This is a genomic window from Vibrio sp. MACH09, assembly GCF_033238805.1.
In the GTDB taxonomy this organism is placed as follows: domain Bacteria; phylum Pseudomonadota; class Gammaproteobacteria; order Enterobacterales; family Vibrionaceae; genus Vibrio.
The window spans coordinates 1,352,606-1,371,123 of sequence record NZ_BSFZ01000002.1 but is presented as its reverse complement, the minus strand read 5'-3'; the positions used below and the strand labels follow the sequence as shown (position 1 = coordinate 1,371,123).

Genomic DNA, 18,518 nt, shown 5'->3' with positions numbered 1-18,518 from the left:
TGTTTAAACCCTCGATATACGCATAACTAACGCTGTACCCACACAATTACCAACAAGAGTTAAAGCCTTTGGTATTCCAAACAAATGAGCGTAATAACGAAGTTCAGAAGGTAGGGCGTTGAAAGCTGTTTCAACCAACAAGTTAAAACCAATATCTTCTAACAACAGTTGCGCCACTCGAAATGACATTTCAATAGACTTGATAAGAAAATAGATTTTCACCTTGATGAATAGGTAATTTATGTAGGTTAACAACTGCGTAAACATATCAGGGATAGATTGAAAAAAATCAAATACGGTATTTCCAACATCTGATATATAACCAACTAAATTATATAGCTCTTGCATTCTATAACCTCGCTATTATTAACACGCCAAGAATGGCAGCAATCAAGTAAATAGCAGCCGCAATAATTCCAGCATTAGCTTGAAGTGCTCCAAATACAGCACTTTTTTGACTAACTTGACGACCAGCGACAGTTAAATCAATTGTATGCTCCTCAGAGCTACCACCATTTAAATTAGAAGCGATATCAAAAAAGCCCTTCTTATCTGTAATAAGCTTATTATATTGCTCCTCTAAATCAGCTATTTCAGTCTTGATACCTTGCATCATTTCAGACGATATAAAGTAACCCGAACCATTAGCATCAGTGTCACCAAACGCGATTAAACCATTTGGAGTATGTTTTCCTTTAACGGTTAACGCATCAATAACGCCACTCATATCACCGCCACCATTGCCATTGCCTAACTTTTTAATATCATTTCGAATGGCTTTTAAGTTACCCGTTACAGTTTTCTTTAAACCATCAACTGATTTTTTAAGGTTATTTGTAACAGCAATTCCAGCATCAATATTTTCTTTATTCAATCTAATGCTTGTATCTAATCGGTTTTTCATTGAGTTAATACTGCGTTCATTAGCTACTTGAGCATTTTTAACGTTAGTATCCATTCTCCCAATACGTAATACGGTATCATCAACCTTAGCTTTAATAGACTCTAGTAATGTGGGAGTTTTTGACATTTCAGTGAGTAAAAGCGTACCAGTAGAAGACAAAGCCAAATTGTTAGCTTTTTGCTCAGCTTCCAAACCCTTTAATATCTGATTATTCTTTTCAAACATGGCATCAATACGAGCGTAATCAATTGGCTCACTAGGCTTATTAGGGTCGGGATTGTTAGGGTCTGGATTATTAGGATCAGGATTATTAGGATCAGGATTATTAGGGTCAGGGTTATTAGGGTCAGGATTATTAGGGTCAGGATTGTTAGGGTCTACAGGATTAGTAGGGTCAGGATTTTGACCGCCATAATAATTACCAATTTCAGACACTTTACATGATTTTGTAGAATATTCGAAATACCCCTCAGCGTAAGGGTTTACATCGGGATTAGGTTGAATATAAATACCATCACTGATTAACTCGCAACCTACTTCACCTGTACCCCTACAGAATTTCTTAGGACGGTGACCAAACACCCTAGTATCAAATTTTAGCCATTTCTTTGCACGTCTACCGTCTGAACGAGTAGAGACAATTTCACAAATTGGAGTGCAAGTTACACCGTCTGCATTGATTATTTCCCCAACAGGACACTTATCTATTTTTAATTTACATTGACCATTGCTATCAACGTAATGAGTTTTTTGACAAACTGTTTTAAAGGCAACAACTTTAGTAAAAATATTTCTATATCGTTCACCACCATCAGAAGAAGTAATGCTGTAATGAAAGGTTAGTGTCTTATTGCCATTCGCTTTTAATACATCATCTAAAGATAATGAGTTACCTTTCCAGCGTAATATATCACCATTAAACCCAGTCCATTTGCCAACGAAACAATCAGCAGCCTGATTAACATCTATCCATTTATCAAATTCAATTCCGTTACAAGTAGCAAAAATAGCATCTGAACGAGCATCACCACTTCTAGAAATACGCCAATAATTACCAGAAATAGAATCAAATGAAATTAGTAACAGAAATAAGAAAGTAAGTTTTTTCATCATTCAGCCCAAAAAAATGCGCCACTTAGGACGCATTAACACCAGTATAAAAACCAGTAGTAAAGGTGACTGCACCAGATATTGCTAAGGCAATAGTAACGAGCTCACCGAGTGTTTGAGCGTCCACTACTTAGAAAGTGAGCGAACAATTAGGCTTAAACCAAAACCAAGTGCCGCAACAGAGATAACGCCAGCGACAACAGCACCATAGTTAGTCGAACCTGTTGAGATTGCATCAGTAATAGCCGTTGCAGTGTCAGCAGATGCCGCGCCAGCAACCCCCATTAGTGAAGCGCCAAGACCAAATTTTTTAACAGTTTTAAAATGTTTCATAAAAGTACCTATGCTTTATTTAAGGTTTTAACAATACGGCCAGTGATATGGCCAGTGACAAAAGACAGCAGCAAAAAACTTGTGATCGTGGTGTATAAACCAGAGTCTATTTGAATTCCGCTGTTGTCAGTATTTGGGTTAGGGTCAACGGGTTGTTCTGTCGACGTTTCACCAGTACCACCGTTTAAAATGTTATCTCTTTGTTCTTTGGTATAAATATGAGCAGTGCAAACGGTCTTTGTATACCAATAATAATCACCATCAGCTTTCCAACATTCGCCAATAATCGGCTTATCTGTTAAACGGTCATAAATCGAATAATGTAATGCATAGGCCTCACAACTTTTGTTCGTAACGTAATAAACACCATTGGTATTTAATCGTACGCATTTAAAATCACGAGAACGTATAGTCGCCATTACTCATCGCCAAAAAACAAAAGATTTAAAAAGGTAAAAACAGTCCAAAAGAAAGCTACGATTAACGCCACATCGATACACAGGACGAAGGACAAAAAATAATGGTAGCTATCCATGAAACACTCCGTAATTACTTCATGCAGTTTTTAAAGTGTGCTTTGATATCATCGTCTACAGGAATTAGCTCCTTAACGATTGCACCGCCTAATGGATTATCTAAATCGATATCAAACACCATTTCATATTCACGGCGTGGAACTAATGCAGCGCAACGCTCAAGTTTTAAGGCGTATTGATGATCAACTCGAATAACTTGGTCATACTTCGGGTTTACGTCACCAGATTCGCCTATAGTTCGACGCTTATAGTTATCCGTTGACACTTCACGCATTGGGCGAGCAATGTTTAAGTTCGCTTGTTCTCCTGAAAATTGATTCCAAGTAATATCGATACCAAGAACGAATAAAGAAGCCATAATTTAAGTCTCCAAAATATGATTAATTAGTGCCCCGTGAGTATCGGGGAGAGTGAAAGAAGTACCGTCACGAATGACCATACCTAGTGCTTTTTCAACGTCGCCATTTACGGACGCAAGTAAAGAGTTCAGGATTTTTCCATATTGACGCTTCAGCCAGTAAGTCTGATTTAGAAGGTCTAAAGCTGCATGTTTAGTGGGCTGACGCTTAGTATTAAAGGGTTTTGCGGTTGAGATAGACGCAGAGAAATCATTAATGGCCGCGAACGCCCCGCAAGGGTCTAGCAGTACATCAACATCCCATTTTTTAAGTTCAGCTTCTGAGCGATACCAAATCAAGCCAGATTCAGCCAGATTTTGCTCAAGTGCTTTGTTGTAGATACGCCAGTAAACGCGAGAGGAACGAGAGCCAACAAGAAGTTGTTCTTTGCTAAAAATCTTGTTGCCTGTCTTAAAATCAATAGTAAACCTGTTGTCAGGTTCAACGGAAGGAGAACGACCACGAACAGCAGTTCTAAACGCATCGTCATACACGGCTTTCATGGCATAATCACAATCGAATATCCCATCAAAATCATCATAAGCCAAATCAACACGGGCTAGGGTGGTGACACCCAATACATTAGAGAGCCAATCATGAACCGACCAAGGTGGACGCCGCTCAAACAAGTGCTTACAGCCAGTGCCATTTATCTGAAAATGCACTGTATCCTCATTACCGCCTATCCCTACAAATCCGCAGAAGTCATCACCGTTTGGAGACGTAAGTTTCATTGAATCGGTGTAAAAATTAAAACTAAGACCACGAGGCGCAGACAACGACAAACCCAATATCTGATTAGCAAAGATTTTAAGGCAATCTTCTAGATAGAGCTGACACTGGTTATGATAGAAAGCAGTTAAAGCCTCAATATCTTCTGAACTCTTTGCCAGCATAGGATTGAACTCAGGCGGAGACGGAAAACGAGGCGCGGTAGCATGACGTTTTAACAGGGATTTTTCTTTCTTAAAACGAAAATTAGAGTCGTCAGCATCGCGTGATAATGCTTTGTGACAGTGTCGCAAATCTTTAAGTTTGAATGTGAAACAAAGATAATCCACATGTACCGAGTCTTTAGGCTCAAAGGTTGAAAGTAGTTTTTTAGCAGCACTCATTATTCAAATACCCCTAAAGAAATACGCTCTAAATATGTTGTGTTGGTGATATCAACCAGTTCAAAATCTAGGAACTCAGACTCGCACCAAGACACCATATTTTGATATGAGTACATCAAATCCCATTCAGCAGAGCCTTGAACCAACACTGAAACCGTGTTGTCTGGCATCAAATCAAAAAAGACTTTCACTGGTTGAATATTCATGATCACTTACCACTCACATTTGTTGGTGTAGTAAGAGACATAAAGTCTTGTTTATCATCGATAAACTCATAAAGAGACAATAAAAAATCAACGTGAGTCAATTGTTTTTGATAGAAACTAGCGCAACGAAGGAAATCAATTTTATCGACGTCAGTTTGAAAAATACGACCGATACAAATTTCCTGACAAGACAAAGAAAGGTAAGTCGACAACAAAACAACTTTAGATGCGGTAGGCTCCGATTTTCCTTTTTCCCACTTCATGATGGTTTGAACAGTGACACCCACATCATGAGCTAAAGTTTCTTGCTTCATATTTAACTCAAGACGACGATTTTTAATTACTTGACCTAGCGACACAGCAACCACCTTGAACGATTGAAAGGAATGACCACCAAGGGCAGCGGCTTCAAGGGTCGACACCCAAGGCAGTCAAATTCGATTTATCGGAACTATAAATCCGATAGATCGAACTTGTAAAGTGCGAAAAATCGAATGTGAACGGCTACAATGTAAGAAAAAGGAGCTTTAGATATGTACGCGAATGAACTGTTAGACGCCTATAAAAAGGCTAAAAACTACATACAAGATAAGCAAATAGCACATGACTTGAACCTACAGCCTAATAAAATAAGTAAAATAAGAACTGGAATACGCTATCTATCTGATGAAGAAGCAATTTTTTTAGCAGAAGGCTCAGGAATAGAGAAAGAAGTGGCTTTACTAGGTGTACATGCTGATAAAAACGATAATCCGACAGTAAAAGCACTATGGGAAGGCATAGCAAAAAAGTATAACGGGCTAGGTTTATCAAGCATTTCAATGGCTTTAGCGGTGTTTGGGATAGCTCAATACCAATCTATTGAACGATCGTTCAACTACGCATTATGTATGTTATGTTAAATAGGATATCTAAGTTAGCGTTGTCATTAATCCCCTGTTTATTAAGTTTATTGCGCTTTTCCTAACTTACAACTAGCACATGCATCAGCTAGGTTTCTTATTAACAAAATGAATACTACCTCGGATTTTGAGCATTTGCCCTAAAGTAAGCGGTCCAATGCTCAAAATCATCAAACTTTAATTTTTGATGGTTTTTTTGAGGTAGATCACATGAAAAAGCAGTTACAACGCATTCAATTTAACGAAGAACTTTACAAATGCGGTGTTTTAAACCGTCAACTAAGTGAAATATTGCTATATGAGTTCGATTCTAAGTGGTTTTAAAGTCCGTGGCGACACTTTAATTACACCTTCAGGTCGAGAGTTTAGAGCTATGGAGCTTAACATACCAAAAATGATTAACAGTAATGATAGTTATTCTTTGCTGATGAGAAATAAAAGACGATTTTTGTTTAAGAAATAACTCCTCCCCCAGTTTTATAAAAGGGGAGAGGTTATTTTAATATTCATTTATCTAATTTAACAAATGGTGTGTTTGGTATCTCTATAACTACATTACAGTTTAATAGGCATTTTTTTGAATTACTATAATTATTGATTGCGGGGGAAAAGTTAATTAATATAATTGATAATATGAAAATCATTAATATATATATTCTATAATCTAATAAAAATTTATTAGGCTTGTCATTAAATAAAGATGCTGTTGTTACAAATATTATCAATATCAGTCCTATAGAAGATAGAGTTCGCACGTCAAACTGTGCGCTTGTAGCACTAGTTGCAGCAGTAATCACGAAGGTAATTACTGCTGTAAATAATACTAACTGTTGAAAACTGCTTTTATTATGCTCTTTTTCATAGTCATCCATCTTAGCTTTAAGTTCATTCTTTAAAGAATCTGTAACTTCTCGTAAATGTTTTCTTTCATTATATATTTCCCTGATTGTAAGTGTATTATTATTATAAAATGCGGTTTTTCTATACTCTGGACATGCTCTTATAGACTCTAACAATCTAATCTGCCTCTTCAACTTTCCCTGAATTTTGTAGATGTCGAAAGAGCACTACTTCGGCATTGTAAGCTAATTTAATTGTTTCTTCTGCCAAGTGAGGCTTATTTTCTTCAATATATCTTTTATATAATTTTATTCCTTTATATTTATTTTCCAAAGTCGATTCAGCCAAACAGAGCATATGTGCATAAGTATGACTAAATTCGAGGTTTAGCGGGTATTTTTCATATTCCTTTTTGGCCATTTGTAAATATAATTCATTGTCACTGCATGTTGCGACTGAAAGTTCTAATTTTAAAAATTCTAAGGGTTATTCAGTAGAGCTTGTGGCAGTTTTTAATTTTTCTCTTAGTATTGAAATAAATGAACTAGCGTACTTTGAATTACCAATATCACTTAAATAGCCCCACCACTGGAACGTTTGATTATAACCCCATGATACCGGAGTATAACTTCCTATTTGTACGAAGATATCAACGAGACAATTAAATTTTGCAGTTATTTCTTCATCATTTTCATTTTGTTTTATTGATTGAGTCAGTTCTAGAAAAGAACTACCTATTTTGTTGTGAATATCACTAAAATCGACTGTCATAATGTTTCCCTTCAAATTATGCCTTAATGATATCTCCTAAATACCCACAGAATCAAAGGGTTCTATATCTATTTCTTCATTTGGATTGTTTTGCGTACTCTCGCACTTTTTTTACCAGCAGCACTAAGTTTCTTTCTCATAGCCGCAGCAAATTTCTTGTTGGTTTTCCATTTGCGTTTGGTTGCGTTCCCGCCTTTGCGTCCCGCTTGTTTTACAGTTAATGATTTACCTGACATTACTTAACTTTTAAGTCGTTTGATTAAAAGCGCACCGATGATAACCACAAAACCTACGGTTGCCATAGTGCGCTCACTGATATCGAGTTTTACTTCTAAGGGTTGCGGTGTTGCCACGTTTACCCCGAATTGTGTTGGTATCGCCATTACTTAACCTTTGTTTCTAAGATGGTTAGTCGTTTATCTATTTTCCAGATGATCCAGATAAAGAAGATAATCGACGGAGGCAATCCAATACTGGTTAGATATTGGAGTAACTCCGTCATAGATTATTTATGCAAGAAAGATTTTGATTCTTCTCCCTATTGTTCCAATAGCGTTAGCTTGGCGGTAACGGGTAGATGATCACTTAAGTTTTTCCAGTAAGCTTTGTTATTTTGAGGGATAGATAGCTGTTCTGTTTTCCACTTTTGAGCGTTTGACGTAAAAATATGGTCAATAGCCACAATGGGGTTATCAGTTGGCCATGTCTTGATATCAAGCCCTTGTTGATTCACTAATGTCCAATACTTGCTTAGCTCTTCTATTGGTTCTGAGCCAGGAACGGCATTGAAATCACCGGCTAAAATGACCACTCTGCTGCTTATATTTTCAAAAATACTGTTGCTATTACCTAAAATATAATCATTAACCGCATAAGCTTGTTTGATTCTTAATGCTGGATCGGCATACCAATCAAAATGCGCATTAATAAATATAATCGGTGAATCAAATGTTGGAACCTTAATTTCAGCAGCAAATAATACGACTTGTTCCGCATCGGAAGGTATATTTATTATCTCTGTTTTTCCAATCGGATATTTTGACATAATGGCCACACCATATTCACCATCATCAAAGTCAATGGTTTTAGCAAACTGACCATATAAACTGGTTTTATTTTTTAATAGCTTGAGTTGATCTACTTTACCGCTTCGGTTGGTTTTGTCGTCTATCTCAACAATAGCGGTAATATCAGAGTTCAATGCTGTAATTCCTTCAGCGATTTTTTCAAGTTTCCCTACTCTACCGGCGGCTATGTTAAAGGTTGAGACTGTGAGCTTTGGAAAGTTCTTGTTGTAAACTTTGTCTTGAACGCCCCCTTTAATTGGGGTAAGAAAGTCGAGTTTTTCATTGGCATTTACACTTAATATAACCATTGAAAAAATAAACATAACTCTGCTAAGTAAATTTTTCATTCAGTACCCTTAATTATAAGTAGTTCGAAATACATTAAATAAGTGAATATTTAATAACTTACACTTGAATTCCGAACAAATTATAATTGACTAAATAATCTGTTAAACGCTAGATATCACATTTGATTTATAATTGAATAGATTAAAAACGCCTTTCATTGAGATAAAAATGAAAGGCGTGAAAAGTAATTTATGGTTTAAAATAGTGATAATTGTATAGAAATGAAACAAGGCCATTAAAACTAATATTAATAACCTTTCACATATAGATGTGATATGACTCGCAAGGGCAACAAATAAGGAAAAGAAAAGGTTAAATTAACCTCCGGCAAGTTTTACGGTCAATCCTTTTTTTTCTAGATGAACTTTGATTTTCTCTCGATTATCACCTTGGATTTCAATCATGCCTTCTTTTACGGCACCGCCACAGCCACACACTTTCTTAAGTTCTGCTGCTAGTAGCTTTAGTGGAGCATCATCCAAATCAAGACCGGATACAATACATACCCCTTTTCCTTTACGACCTTTGGTTTGGCGCTGTATTCTAACGACACCATCCCCTTTGGCTCTCTGTTGTTTCTGTTCTTCTGGTTTAATTCTTCCGGTTTCTGTGGAATATACTAATGTCATTGAATACTTCTTTTTGGTTCATTCTGGTCAATATGTTTTTTAATGGCGTTTTTAGAGCCTTTGACTAGTTTACCATTAAAAAAGCAATACCAACTATTCTTAGCTCCACTATCGCTCTTAAGTAAATGGCCGTTGTAATCTTCTTGCTGCTCGTTCAGTTCTTCATCTTTCTGAGGAACAAGAGAAGCAAACTCTTTAGGATCTATAAGGGTGGCAGTATCACACCACCAATCTAATGATTTCTTAACCGCAGGTAATGCGCCAGAAAGAACATGATTCTTAACCCTAACGTGCCATACGTCTTTATCTGAGCCAGACTGTATGCAATAACCTCTATGAAATGTCGTCGCCATCTGATTTCTTTCTATTATTAGTTAGTTCTTTACATAATATAATTGTATTTGGCTAAGATTCAAGTGTATTATCGAATTCTAATTAATTAGTTATAGTGCATAAGAATGAAGAAACACATACCGATAATTACCGATGAACAGGAACGTACTATAAGCGTGAAACGCTTTCTGTCTCTGGTTTTGCCGGATGACATAACTAAGTTAACTCACTCAAGTTATTCAAGAAGTTCAGAGTTAGCGATGACAACGGACTGGAATAGATTTGTTTCTTTTTGTGATGCCAAACACGTATCGGCCTTGCCTACATCTATAACAGCGGTCCGGTTATTTCTAGAAAGTGAGTCTGCTAAACGTAAATTCTCCACCTTACGACGTTACAGCATCACAATTTCAAACATCCATCAATGGCATGGATTTCCCTCCCCTACAAATCACAGACAAATACGATTTACCCTGCAACAACTTCGTCTAAATAAACATGGTGATGCCACGCAAGCTTCTCCAATGAGTAGAGAACATTTAGTAGAATTAGATCGTTTGTTAAGTGGAAATACTACATTACGGAATATCCGAGATTTGTCGATTTACCACGTTATGTTTGAGTGTGCTTTAAAGCGCTCCGAACTTAAGAACCTCACCCTAGATAATGTTTGCTATAGAGAGAATCTAACTTCATTAAAAATTGATACTACCGAGTATGTTCTTTCGAAAGCAGCAGAGAAAGCTTTAACTAGATGGACTAAGTTTATGACGGGTTCTTCCGGTTATCTATTTAGACGAATTGACAGGCACGGAAATATTGGGCTAGACAAATTAGATGACTCATCCATCTATCGTATTTTAAGACGGGCAAGTGACTTACTCGATCTCCCCTATCAACACCGCTTTACAGGACAGTCGGCTCGGGTTGGTGCGGCTCAAGAATTGGAGAAGAGAGGTTACAACCTGCGTGATATTCAAGATTACGGGCGCTGGTTAAGCCCAGCGATGCCTGCTCAATACTTACAAAAGTCAAACACCGCACAAGGAGAAATGGCAAAATTTAAGTCAATTAAACCTTGGGATTAATTGATTGGCGAATAGCCGAAGCAAGAAACTCACTAAACTCAGGGCCATTGTTCTCTAACATTTTAGGAAACATTGAGATAGGCGTCATTCCCGGGAACGTATTCACCTCATTGAGATACAACTCCCCTTGCTCGGTCAGGAAGAAATCGATTCGGGATAAATCTTTTAACGCCATTCGAGTAAACACCAATTGCGAATAGTGTTGAATTTTTTGCAAAATCGCATCATCAACCCTTTTTGCTTCTATCTCAGTGTGTGAATGACTGTCTGAACTGTATTTCTCTTCATAGCTATAAAATGCACCGTCAGGGGCAATAACCTCTCCTGGAGGAGTAATATGCAGGGCACCATTATATTCGTATGCTGCGACTTCAAGCTCTCTAGGTTTGAGCGCCTTTTCAATTAACACTTGATTTGAATAGAAAAATGCCGATTTAACTGCAGCTACAACGCCTTCTCTATCAGTGACATTGTAACAGCCTACTGACGAGCCTTGACTCGCGGCCTTCACAAATAGATTTCCCCAGCGATCGAATGCCGCTAGCGCTTTATCTATAGACTCACTGCTATCATCGGTGAGGAAAAGGTACGGTGTATTTGGGATGCCTAGCGCATCGTACCAAAGCTTGGAAGTGATTTTATTAAAACTGTTCTTACTCGCTTCAGGTCCACAGCCAAGATAAGGAATACCTGACAACTCAAACATTGATTGCAAGTCTCCCGTTTCTCCCGGGTAGCCATGGATACAAGGAACAATATAATCAATGTGTAGGCTATTCTCTTTTGACACTAACGAGCGAGTATTAATATCCAGCATCACCTCAACATTATCTAGTTTCCATGCGTCTTTAGTGATCTCAACTTGAATAACATCAAAGTCATCATGTTGTTTCAATTGCTGAGAAAGATACGAGGCAGACACTAGAGATACTTCGTGTTCAGACGATCCGCCACCACATAAAAGTAGAATTGTTGATTTAGCCATTAATTGTTATTCCGTGAATCATGACGATGTTAATGCAATCAATCATAACCAATTAGCTTAATAGGTACAGCAAAAACTCATCATTTGCTTGAACATCATGGTTGGTTGCCTGTATTTTGGTCAAAAAAAAGGACCTTACGGTCCTTTTCTTATCTTATTTTTTTCAGTTTAGGATATGGTGAGTTTTTCACGTCATCCAGACTTTTTACGAAAGGTTTCAAATCTTTAAACATCTTCGGCAAAGTCTCAATAGCGGCTTTAGCTTCATAGCGCGTCTGGTAGTCACCATACAGCAAGGTATACCAATCAGTGCCATTCACTTGCTTGTAGTTTTCCCAAACAGAGTGACCTTGAGGTAACTTCTTGGCTAATTGCTCAGCTTTAACTGCACTATCAACTGCGATAACCTGAATAGTAAATCCATATCGCTTAAATGACTCTACCTGTTTTTTGGTAGGCGCGATAATCTTAACGTTTCTTGTTTTAGGTGCAGGTTTGGCCATTGGCTCTGTGCGACTAACATTAACCATATTTTTTTGAGAGCTCGCCATTGGCTGCTGCTCAACAACTTCTTCAGTCATATTAGGTGCAACTGTCGTTTCCGCAACGGCTTGCGGTTTATAGTCTTCTCTAAAACTATCAGTAGTTACATCTGTAGTGTAATTACCTGTAGAACAAGCTGCTAACAACATAGAGAGGCTAAGTATCGAGATTTTTTTCATAAACGGTTTGTATATAGTCAGTTATATTCTTATCCGCATCATGCCTTTCGAATCCCATATAATCAAGGGGCTATTTAACATTTAGAAAATATTGGTGTGAGCTAACACACGTTATAAAGCAAGATCCTTCGCTACCTTGTTCAAATCGCAAACAAAAATTTCATTATCGATTACTATTCAATAACAAGAGTATCGCTGAGGTATCTATGAATAATATCGCCAAACTGTTAAAGCCCACGTCAGTTGCAGTAATAGGTGCATCTAACCGTTCCTTTCGAGCCGGTGAAGTGGTAATGAAAAACCTATTGGCTGGTGAGTTCCAAGGGGCAATCATGCCCGTAACGCCAAAATATAAAGCCGTTTGCGGCGTATTAGCCTACAAAAATATCGACTCACTGCCAATCATTCCAGATGTAGCTATCCTCTGTACTCACGCCAGTAGAAATAAAGAGATCTTTCTGCAACTAGCAGAAAAGAGAGTCTCATGCGCGATTGTATTGTCTTCAGATATGCACCTTGCGACTGAAAATGGAAAAACCGTCGAACAAGAGTGTTTAGAAATTGCAAAAGAACATGGAATACGAGTACTTGGTGCCAACAGTCTCGGTATCATTTTGCCATGGCAAAATTTTAATGCCTCTTTCTCTCCGGTTTCCGCATCCAAAGGCAACATCGCCTTTATTTCCCAATCCGCTGCCGTTTGCACAACTATTCTTGATTGGGCTAATGACAAAAACATCGGATTCTCTTCCTTTATTTCTATTGGTAACGGCAGTGATATTGATGTAGCAGAGCTGCTGGATCACTTATGTACCGATAGCAAAACCAACGCCATACTTCTCTATATCGATTCAATTAAAGACGCTCGACGATTTATGTCTGCGGCGCGGGCCGCTTCACGTAACCGACGTATCTTAGTACTAAAGGGGGGAAAAACTCACGCCGGTAGAGAAGCGGCCATACGTCACACAGGCGGCAGCGATACTCTAGACGTGATATACGACTCGGCAATCCGACGTACGGGAATGCTAAGAGTAAACAATACTCACGAACTGTTCGCAGCAGTAGAAACTCTCACTCACTCAGTTCCTTTGCGAGGAGAACGATTAGGCATAGTAACCAATGGCGGCGGCCCTTCTATTATGGCAGTGGACACACTACTGCAATGGGGTGGAAAGCTAGCCACGTTAAGTAACGAAACTATTGAGTCATTAAATAGCAAACTGCCAGCCTCTTGGTCACAGAGTAACCCTATTGATATGGTTGGAGATGCCGACCAAAAGCGTTACGTCGATACGATAAACACGCTGTTAGACAGCGATGATGTTGATGCGCTATTAATCATGCACTCGCCTTCAGCCATCGCTCACTCAACAGAAACCGCGCAGGCCGTCATTGACTGCGTAAAAGCACACCCTCGCCATAAACGTTTTAACATTCTAACTAACTGGAGTGGAGAGAAAACGACCCGAGACGCCCGCTCGCTGTTTACACAATCCGGCATTCCGACATATCGAACACCCGAAAGCGCCGTTGTGGCTTACATGCACTTAGTTGAATACAGAAGAAATCAAAAGCAATTGATGGAAACTCCGACTACGTCTGAGCAGATCGACGAATCCAGTGTAAAACTGGCACAAGAATGGGTAACAAAAAAAACCGGTGCCAATGAAGTCACACTGGACACACACCAGATCACTCCACTATTACAGCTTTACAATTTTACCGTTTTGGATACATGGATAGCGTATGAACCAAGTGAAGCCGTGCAGATTGCAGATCAAATCGGTTACCCTGTAGCGGTCAAATTACGCTCCCCTGATATCGCCCACAAGTCTGATGTTAACGGCGTTGTATTGAACCAACGTAACCCAGCTGAAGTGCAAAGTGCAGCGCAATCCATCTTAGATGGAGTGCAACTCAATTACCCCGCGGCATCTGTTAAAGGTCTGATAATTCAAGCCATGGCCAGCAGAGTTGGTACTTATGAGTTACGAGTAAAAATCAAAACCGATGAGATTTTCGGTCCTGTCATTATGCTAGGCGAAGGTGGTTCAGAATGGGACGAAAGTATAGATGCAGCCGTTGCCATTCTTCCTCTAAATATGGCACTCGCTCGCTATCTTATTATTCGCGCCATAAAGGGACATAAAATTCGTTCTCAGCAAGCGATGAACATCGATATTGATGAACTGTGTGAGTTTTTGGTTCGATTGTCACAGATGGTTATAGATAACCCACAAATTCATGAACTGGATATCCACCCGTTACTTGCGGTTGAGAAATCGTTAACCGTATTAGACGCCGATCTCAAACTGCGTCCTTTTACCGGCGACGCCCATAAAAGACTCGCGATTCGCCCTTATCCGGTAGAGCTTGAAGAACACGTCACGCTCAAATCTGGCGAAGAGGTGTTACTAAGACCTATATTGCCGGAAGATGAACCCACCCACGCGACATTTTTAAGCCATGTGTCTAAGGAAGACCTCTATAAACGATTTTTCAGTGATGTCGGAGAGTTTAACCATGAAGCATTAGCAAACCTAACTCAAATCGATTTTGACAGAGAAATCGCCTTTGTAGCCGTCACTCAGCAAGGAGAGATTCTTGGTGAATCCAGAGCGTTGATAGATCCTGAAAATATAGACGCAGAATTTGCCATATTGATCAGGTCAGATCATAAAGGGTGTGGTTTAGGTCGAATACTGATGGAACGTATTATTCGCTACTGTAAAAATAAAGGAACAAAGCAGATGTCTGGAATGACCATGCCAACCAACAGAGGTATGATCACACTTGCTCAAAAACTGGGCTTTGAACTAGAGATAGAGTTTGCAGATGGAACCGCAGATATGTTGTTACCTTTAAACTAGCCAACTCTGTGGCTAAATAGCTTGTTTACTTCAATATACGACAAAGGCCGCTAATGCGGCCTTTATAGAATTTCTTCACTACGAAACACTGTCTTATCTAAATCAACATCTAGGCTTAAATAAATATCTCAATAAATAAATTTGCAATCAGCAGCCACTTGCTACTTTTTGCTCATCTCTTTTTTAACCATCACCGCTGCTGCAACAATAAATGTAATAATCAACACTAATTCCAAAATTAGATTCCCCCAAAAAGTATAAAATCAAAAGTCTTCTAGATCTTAACAGTGAGTGATAGAAACTAACAGTTAAATGTTGTTTTTTTGTACAAAAATAGATGTTAATCAATAACTGAGTAGATCAAATATTTAATATATGAATATTAGAAATTTCCGTTATTAGTTATTTATAACCGTCACTGCACACTTTTCCCACCAAGTTTTATCTATAACATTGATTAAAAATGAAAAATTGGCGATAGTGAAATAGAACTGCGCAATATGCCATACTGATAAACATTAGATGCTCTTTTTGATTAAATAAATAGGCGTTTTATAAATGGGTACTGAAAAACTAACGCTAAATTGTGATATGGGTGAAAGTTATGGCATTTGGACATTAGGTGCCGACAGTGACGTTATGCCATGGCTAGATATGGCCAATATAGCGTGCGGCTTTCATGCATCAGATCCATGCATAATGGCAGACACCATCAAACTAGCTTTGGCTCATAATGTTTCCATCGGTGCACACCCTAGTTATTACGATATACCCGGATTTGGTCGCCGAAGCTTAAACTATACCGAGCAGCAAATAACTCACGCTGTGTTATACCAAGTTGGTGCACTAGACTCATTATGTCGGCTACACAACAGCAAGGTAGATTACATTAAGCCTCATGGCGCTCTTTATAATGACATGATGAAAGATCCCACTATTTTCACTGCCATTGTTAAAGCGGCCTCAATATATTCTATTCCCTTAATGATTCTCGCCACAAAAAATAACGCTTTTTATATTGATATCGCAGATCAATATAACGTCCCTATTTTATTTGAGGCCTTTGCCGACCGAACGTATCAAGACACGGGCTTCTTAGCCGCAAGAAATCACCCTAAAGCGGTACTTAAAAACCCGGATGATATCTACTATCAAACCATGCAAATCGCAAAATATAGCAGCGTAACAACAATTTCGGGTCAAAAACTTGCCATTCAGGCCGATACCATATGTATACATGGTGATAACGACGCATCTATAGCGGTTGTACGTAAGCTAAAAGAAGCGTTAACAACGCGATGAGGTAAACATGCTATACGACAAAGTTTCTATTGAAGCGGTCTGCGAATCATCCATATTGATTCGATTTTCAGACCAAATACAGTCAGAACTTCCCCACTTTATTAATTTGGTGTCAGAGTTGATCTACGCTGATTATGCAAACAGCATAATGAATCTCACACCATCTTATACAACTTTGCTGATTGACTACCTACCTTATCGAACTCCTGAAGAGGAGATGTTACTTGGGCTAGCTCATATCATTCACCAAGTTGACAACTATCAAAGCAACGTCGAATCCAAACTGATCACACTGCCCGTTTACTACCACGATGATGTAGCTCCCGATCTTGCCGGTTTACTAAAAGAAAAAAACATAACCAAGCAACAACTGATTAAGCTTCATACACAAACTAGCTACAAAGTCTGTGCTATTGGCTTTAGTCCAGGTTTTGGGTTTCTGTCAGGGTTGAACGAAACACTAGCAAAACCCCGTCTCGCGACGCCTAGGCTAAAAGTAATTAAAGGCAGTGTTGGTATTGCAGATAACCAAACCGCCGTGTACCCCTCAGAAACACCAGGGGGATGGAACATCATTGGAAACTGCCCTACCTGTTTATTTGATGCCGATTCCGAAGAGCTCTCTCCGCTACGCATTGGCGATACGGTTCAGTTTGAAGCGATAGAGAGAGAACAATTTTTGCAGCTGGGAGGTCAACTATGGCACGTTTGATTGTACACAAACCCGGCCAACTCAGTTTAATCCAAGATTTTGGTCGCTATGGCATTGCCCCATTGGGGGTGACTCAAGGTGGTCCACTGGATGAATATGCGTACTGCTGGTCAAATTACTTGCTTGGTAATCGACCTAACTGTTCAACAATCGAAATTACCTTGGGTCAGGCAGAGTTTGAGTTTAGTGAAAACTGTATGTTGGCAATTTGTGGCGGAGATTTACAAGCTAAATTGGACGACAAACCTGTCACCAATTGGAGCTCTTTTTATGCTTACAAAGGACAAAGATTAACATTTGGTCTGCCAATTAATGGATTACGTGCATACTTAGCGGTATCCGGCGGATTTGAAGTACCAGATCACTTAGGAAGCAGTGCAACGGTTATAAGAGAACAACTTGGTGGCTTACATCAAGATGGTTCCGCACTCGCAGCCGGTGATGAGATTTCTTATAGTAAAACCAAACATAAACAACAAAGCCAACAACTCACCTTTCGCTTTACTCCAGACTATAATCTGCCCCTTAGATTACGGGTTTTAGAGTCATACCAAGCAAATCAGTTTGCCAAAGATCAAAAACGGGCATTCTACAACCAAATATATCGCGTGGGGCCATCTTGCGATCGTATGGGCTACCGATTAGATGGTAAACCCATCACGCCCCCTTCTAATGGCGTGATTTCGGAAGGAATCGCACTCGGCTCTATTCAGATACCACCAGATGGCCAACCCATCGTTTTATTAAACGATAGGCAAACATTGGGTGGATATCCGAAGATTGGCGTACTGGCCCGTATCGATCATCCAAGATTAGCACAGGCCAAGCCGGGGCAAGAGATCAAGTTTATCCGTGGTAACAGACGCCACTTACAAGATATATGGTGTTCATGGGCGCGTCGTTTTGGTTACTAAACCATGATTGAATAGATCTTGCGGGTGATGATTTATGCGTCACCTTGTGCTCGTATGTTTTAAAAAAGCTAACTTAGAAACGTTAGCTTTTTTTACAGCTACATAGCAGCAACAAAATTTATTGCCTTTGCCATAGATAGTTACACTTCCGCGTTGTCATTTTGTTGAGGTTAATCACTGGCATTATGTTCTGATATTTGTATAAAAAAAACATAGAAATATTGCATAAAAATACTTGACTCATTTTACTCATAAGTTTGAAAAATGGCTTTTGTGTATAACCAAAATCCCGCAGAAGAAGAGTAGCGCGGTGTACAGAATAGCACGTAAATATAGCAAGAAAGTTATCCCAAACTTTATCCACCGAAATTGTGGATAACTCGCACTCCTCACTGTATAACCTCAAAAAGTAAAAACGGTTTTCCCGCTA

General features: G+C 38.9%; 25 protein-coding genes. 7 read left to right on the top strand and 18 right to left on the bottom strand.

Going from position 1 to position 18,518, the window contains the following annotated elements:
• Positions 1 to 3 precede the first annotated feature (3 nt).
• The 8 genes from CHJ_RS21330 to CHJ_RS21295 all read right to left on the bottom strand — a co-directional run bounded on the left by CHJ_RS21330 (position 4) and on the right by CHJ_RS21295 (position 4,961).
• Positions 4 to 348: a DUF2523 domain-containing protein gene (locus CHJ_RS21330; protein WP_317918964.1), complete on the bottom strand. Its 345-nt coding sequence runs from the start codon at positions 346 to 348 to the stop codon at positions 4 to 6.
• Between the two features lies 1 nt (position 349).
• Entirely contained in the window at positions 350 to 2,017 is a 1,668-nt protein-coding gene (locus tag CHJ_RS21325; RefSeq protein WP_317918963.1) for an APA family fibronectin-binding glycoprotein, read from the bottom strand.
• Between the two features lie 123 nt (positions 2,018 to 2,140).
• Positions 2,141 to 2,347 (bottom strand): hypothetical protein, encoded by a 207-nt coding sequence (locus CHJ_RS21320; protein WP_317918962.1) that lies wholly within the window; start codon positions 2,345 to 2,347, stop codon positions 2,141 to 2,143.
• An 8-nt stretch (positions 2,348 to 2,355) separates the two neighbouring features.
• A complete protein-coding gene (locus CHJ_RS21315) occupies positions 2,356 to 2,766 on the bottom strand; it encodes a hypothetical protein (RefSeq protein WP_317918961.1) in 411 nt (136 codons plus the stop codon).
• 130 nt (positions 2,767 to 2,896) lie between these two features.
• Positions 2,897 to 3,244 (bottom strand): DUF1293 family protein, encoded by a 348-nt coding sequence (locus CHJ_RS21310; RefSeq protein ID WP_317919227.1) that lies wholly within the window; start codon positions 3,242 to 3,244, stop codon positions 2,897 to 2,899.
• Positions 3,245 to 4,396: a replication initiation factor domain-containing protein gene (locus tag CHJ_RS21305; protein WP_317918960.1), complete on the bottom strand. Its 1,152-nt coding sequence runs from the start codon at positions 4,394 to 4,396 to the stop codon at positions 3,245 to 3,247. It abuts the gene before it with no gap.
• On the bottom strand, positions 4,396 to 4,602 hold the full coding sequence (locus CHJ_RS21300) for a hypothetical protein (RefSeq protein ID WP_317918959.1): 207 nt from the start codon (positions 4,600 to 4,602) through the stop codon (positions 4,396 to 4,398). The genes CHJ_RS21305 and CHJ_RS21300 overlap by 1 nt, the downstream gene beginning before the upstream one ends.
• Before the next feature lie 2 nt (positions 4,603 to 4,604).
• Positions 4,605 to 4,961 carry a helix-turn-helix transcriptional regulator gene (locus CHJ_RS21295; RefSeq protein WP_317918958.1) on the bottom strand — a complete coding sequence of 119 codons (357 nt, stop codon included), beginning with the start codon at positions 4,959 to 4,961 and terminating at the stop codon, positions 4,605 to 4,607.
• Between the two features lie 174 nt (positions 4,962 to 5,135).
• On the opposite strand from CHJ_RS21295, the gene CHJ_RS21290 reads away from it, so the two are divergent.
• Together CHJ_RS21290 and CHJ_RS24170 are read left to right on the top strand one after the other, a co-directional pair.
• Positions 5,136 to 5,504 (top strand): DUF3693 domain-containing protein, encoded by a 369-nt coding sequence (locus CHJ_RS21290; protein ID WP_317918957.1) that lies wholly within the window; start codon positions 5,136 to 5,138, stop codon positions 5,502 to 5,504.
• Positions 5,505 to 5,802: 298 nt separating this feature from the next.
• Entirely contained in the window at positions 5,803 to 5,967 is a 165-nt protein-coding gene (locus CHJ_RS24170) for a DUF3653 domain-containing protein (protein ID WP_411861578.1), read from the top strand.
• Positions 5,968 to 6,010: 43 nt separating this feature from the next.
• On the opposite strand, the gene CHJ_RS21285 is transcribed toward CHJ_RS24170, so the two are convergent.
• From CHJ_RS21285 to CHJ_RS21250, 8 genes are all read right to left on the bottom strand, one after another.
• Positions 6,011 to 6,520: a hypothetical protein gene (locus CHJ_RS21285; RefSeq protein WP_317918956.1), complete on the bottom strand. Its 510-nt coding sequence runs from the start codon at positions 6,518 to 6,520 to the stop codon at positions 6,011 to 6,013.
• Position 6,521: 1 nt separating this feature from the next.
• Complete coding sequence (locus CHJ_RS21280; RefSeq protein WP_317918955.1) at positions 6,522 to 6,764, bottom strand: hypothetical protein; 243 nt, start codon at positions 6,762 to 6,764, stop codon at positions 6,522 to 6,524.
• Between the two features lie 66 nt (positions 6,765 to 6,830).
• Positions 6,831 to 7,115, bottom strand: a complete 285-nt coding sequence (locus CHJ_RS21275) for a hypothetical protein (RefSeq protein ID WP_317918954.1) — start codon at positions 7,113 to 7,115, stop codon at positions 6,831 to 6,833.
• Between the two features lie 68 nt (positions 7,116 to 7,183).
• Positions 7,184 to 7,351, bottom strand: coding sequence for a hypothetical protein (locus CHJ_RS21270; RefSeq protein WP_317918953.1), 168 nt, complete (start codon positions 7,349 to 7,351; stop codon positions 7,184 to 7,186).
• 3 nt (positions 7,352 to 7,354) lie between these two features.
• Positions 7,355 to 7,498 (bottom strand): hypothetical protein, encoded by a 144-nt coding sequence (locus tag CHJ_RS21265; protein ID WP_317918952.1) that lies wholly within the window; start codon positions 7,496 to 7,498, stop codon positions 7,355 to 7,357.
• A gap of 155 nt (positions 7,499 to 7,653) precedes the next feature.
• On the bottom strand, positions 7,654 to 8,529 hold the full coding sequence (locus CHJ_RS21260) for an endonuclease/exonuclease/phosphatase family protein (RefSeq protein WP_317918951.1): 876 nt from the start codon (positions 8,527 to 8,529) through the stop codon (positions 7,654 to 7,656).
• Positions 8,530 to 8,847: 318 nt separating this feature from the next.
• The gene (gene yciH, locus CHJ_RS21255; protein ID WP_317918950.1) at positions 8,848 to 9,159 is read right to left on the bottom strand and encodes a stress response translation initiation inhibitor YciH; all 312 of its coding nucleotides are present in this window, start codon (positions 9,157 to 9,159) and stop codon (positions 8,848 to 8,850) included.
• On the bottom strand, positions 9,156 to 9,512 hold the full coding sequence (locus CHJ_RS21250) for a DUF3319 domain-containing protein (RefSeq protein WP_171753609.1): 357 nt from the start codon (positions 9,510 to 9,512) through the stop codon (positions 9,156 to 9,158). The genes yciH and CHJ_RS21250 overlap by 4 nt, the downstream gene beginning before the upstream one ends.
• Positions 9,513 to 9,617: 105 nt before the next feature.
• Between CHJ_RS21250 and CHJ_RS21245 the strand changes: the two genes are divergently transcribed.
• Complete coding sequence (locus CHJ_RS21245; RefSeq protein ID WP_317918949.1) at positions 9,618 to 10,580, top strand: tyrosine-type recombinase/integrase; 963 nt, start codon at positions 9,618 to 9,620, stop codon at positions 10,578 to 10,580.
• Here the strand turns inward: CHJ_RS21245 and CHJ_RS21240 are convergent.
• Positions 10,564 to 11,565: a D-alanine--D-alanine ligase gene (locus CHJ_RS21240; protein ID WP_317918948.1), complete on the bottom strand. Its 1,002-nt coding sequence runs from the start codon at positions 11,563 to 11,565 to the stop codon at positions 10,564 to 10,566. The genes CHJ_RS21245 and CHJ_RS21240 overlap by 17 nt on opposite strands.
• A gap of 149 nt (positions 11,566 to 11,714) precedes the next feature.
• The gene (locus CHJ_RS21235) at positions 11,715 to 12,287 is read right to left on the bottom strand and encodes an SPOR domain-containing protein (RefSeq protein WP_317918947.1); all 573 of its coding nucleotides are present in this window, start codon (positions 12,285 to 12,287) and stop codon (positions 11,715 to 11,717) included.
• A 206-nt stretch (positions 12,288 to 12,493) separates the two neighbouring features.
• Between CHJ_RS21235 and CHJ_RS21230 the strand changes: the two genes are divergently transcribed.
• The 4 genes from CHJ_RS21230 (at position 12,494) to CHJ_RS21215 (ending at position 18,088) form a co-directional block, all read left to right on the top strand.
• A complete protein-coding gene (locus tag CHJ_RS21230; RefSeq protein WP_317918946.1) occupies positions 12,494 to 15,160 on the top strand; it encodes a GNAT family N-acetyltransferase in 2,667 nt (888 codons plus the stop codon).
• A 558-nt stretch (positions 15,161 to 15,718) separates the two neighbouring features.
• A complete protein-coding gene (locus tag CHJ_RS21225; RefSeq protein WP_317918945.1) occupies positions 15,719 to 16,462 on the top strand; it encodes a 5-oxoprolinase subunit PxpA in 744 nt (247 codons plus the stop codon).
• A 7-nt stretch (positions 16,463 to 16,469) separates the two neighbouring features.
• Positions 16,470 to 17,174, top strand: coding sequence for a 5-oxoprolinase subunit B family protein (locus tag CHJ_RS21220; protein ID WP_171753603.1), 705 nt, complete (start codon positions 16,470 to 16,472; stop codon positions 17,172 to 17,174).
• Positions 17,162 to 18,088 carry a biotin-dependent carboxyltransferase family protein gene (locus CHJ_RS21215; RefSeq protein ID WP_317918944.1) on the top strand — a complete coding sequence of 309 codons (927 nt, stop codon included), beginning with the start codon at positions 17,162 to 17,164 and terminating at the stop codon, positions 18,086 to 18,088. Before CHJ_RS21220 ends, CHJ_RS21215 begins: the two co-directional genes overlap by 13 nt.
• The last annotated feature ends 430 nt before the right edge of the window (positions 18,089 to 18,518 follow it).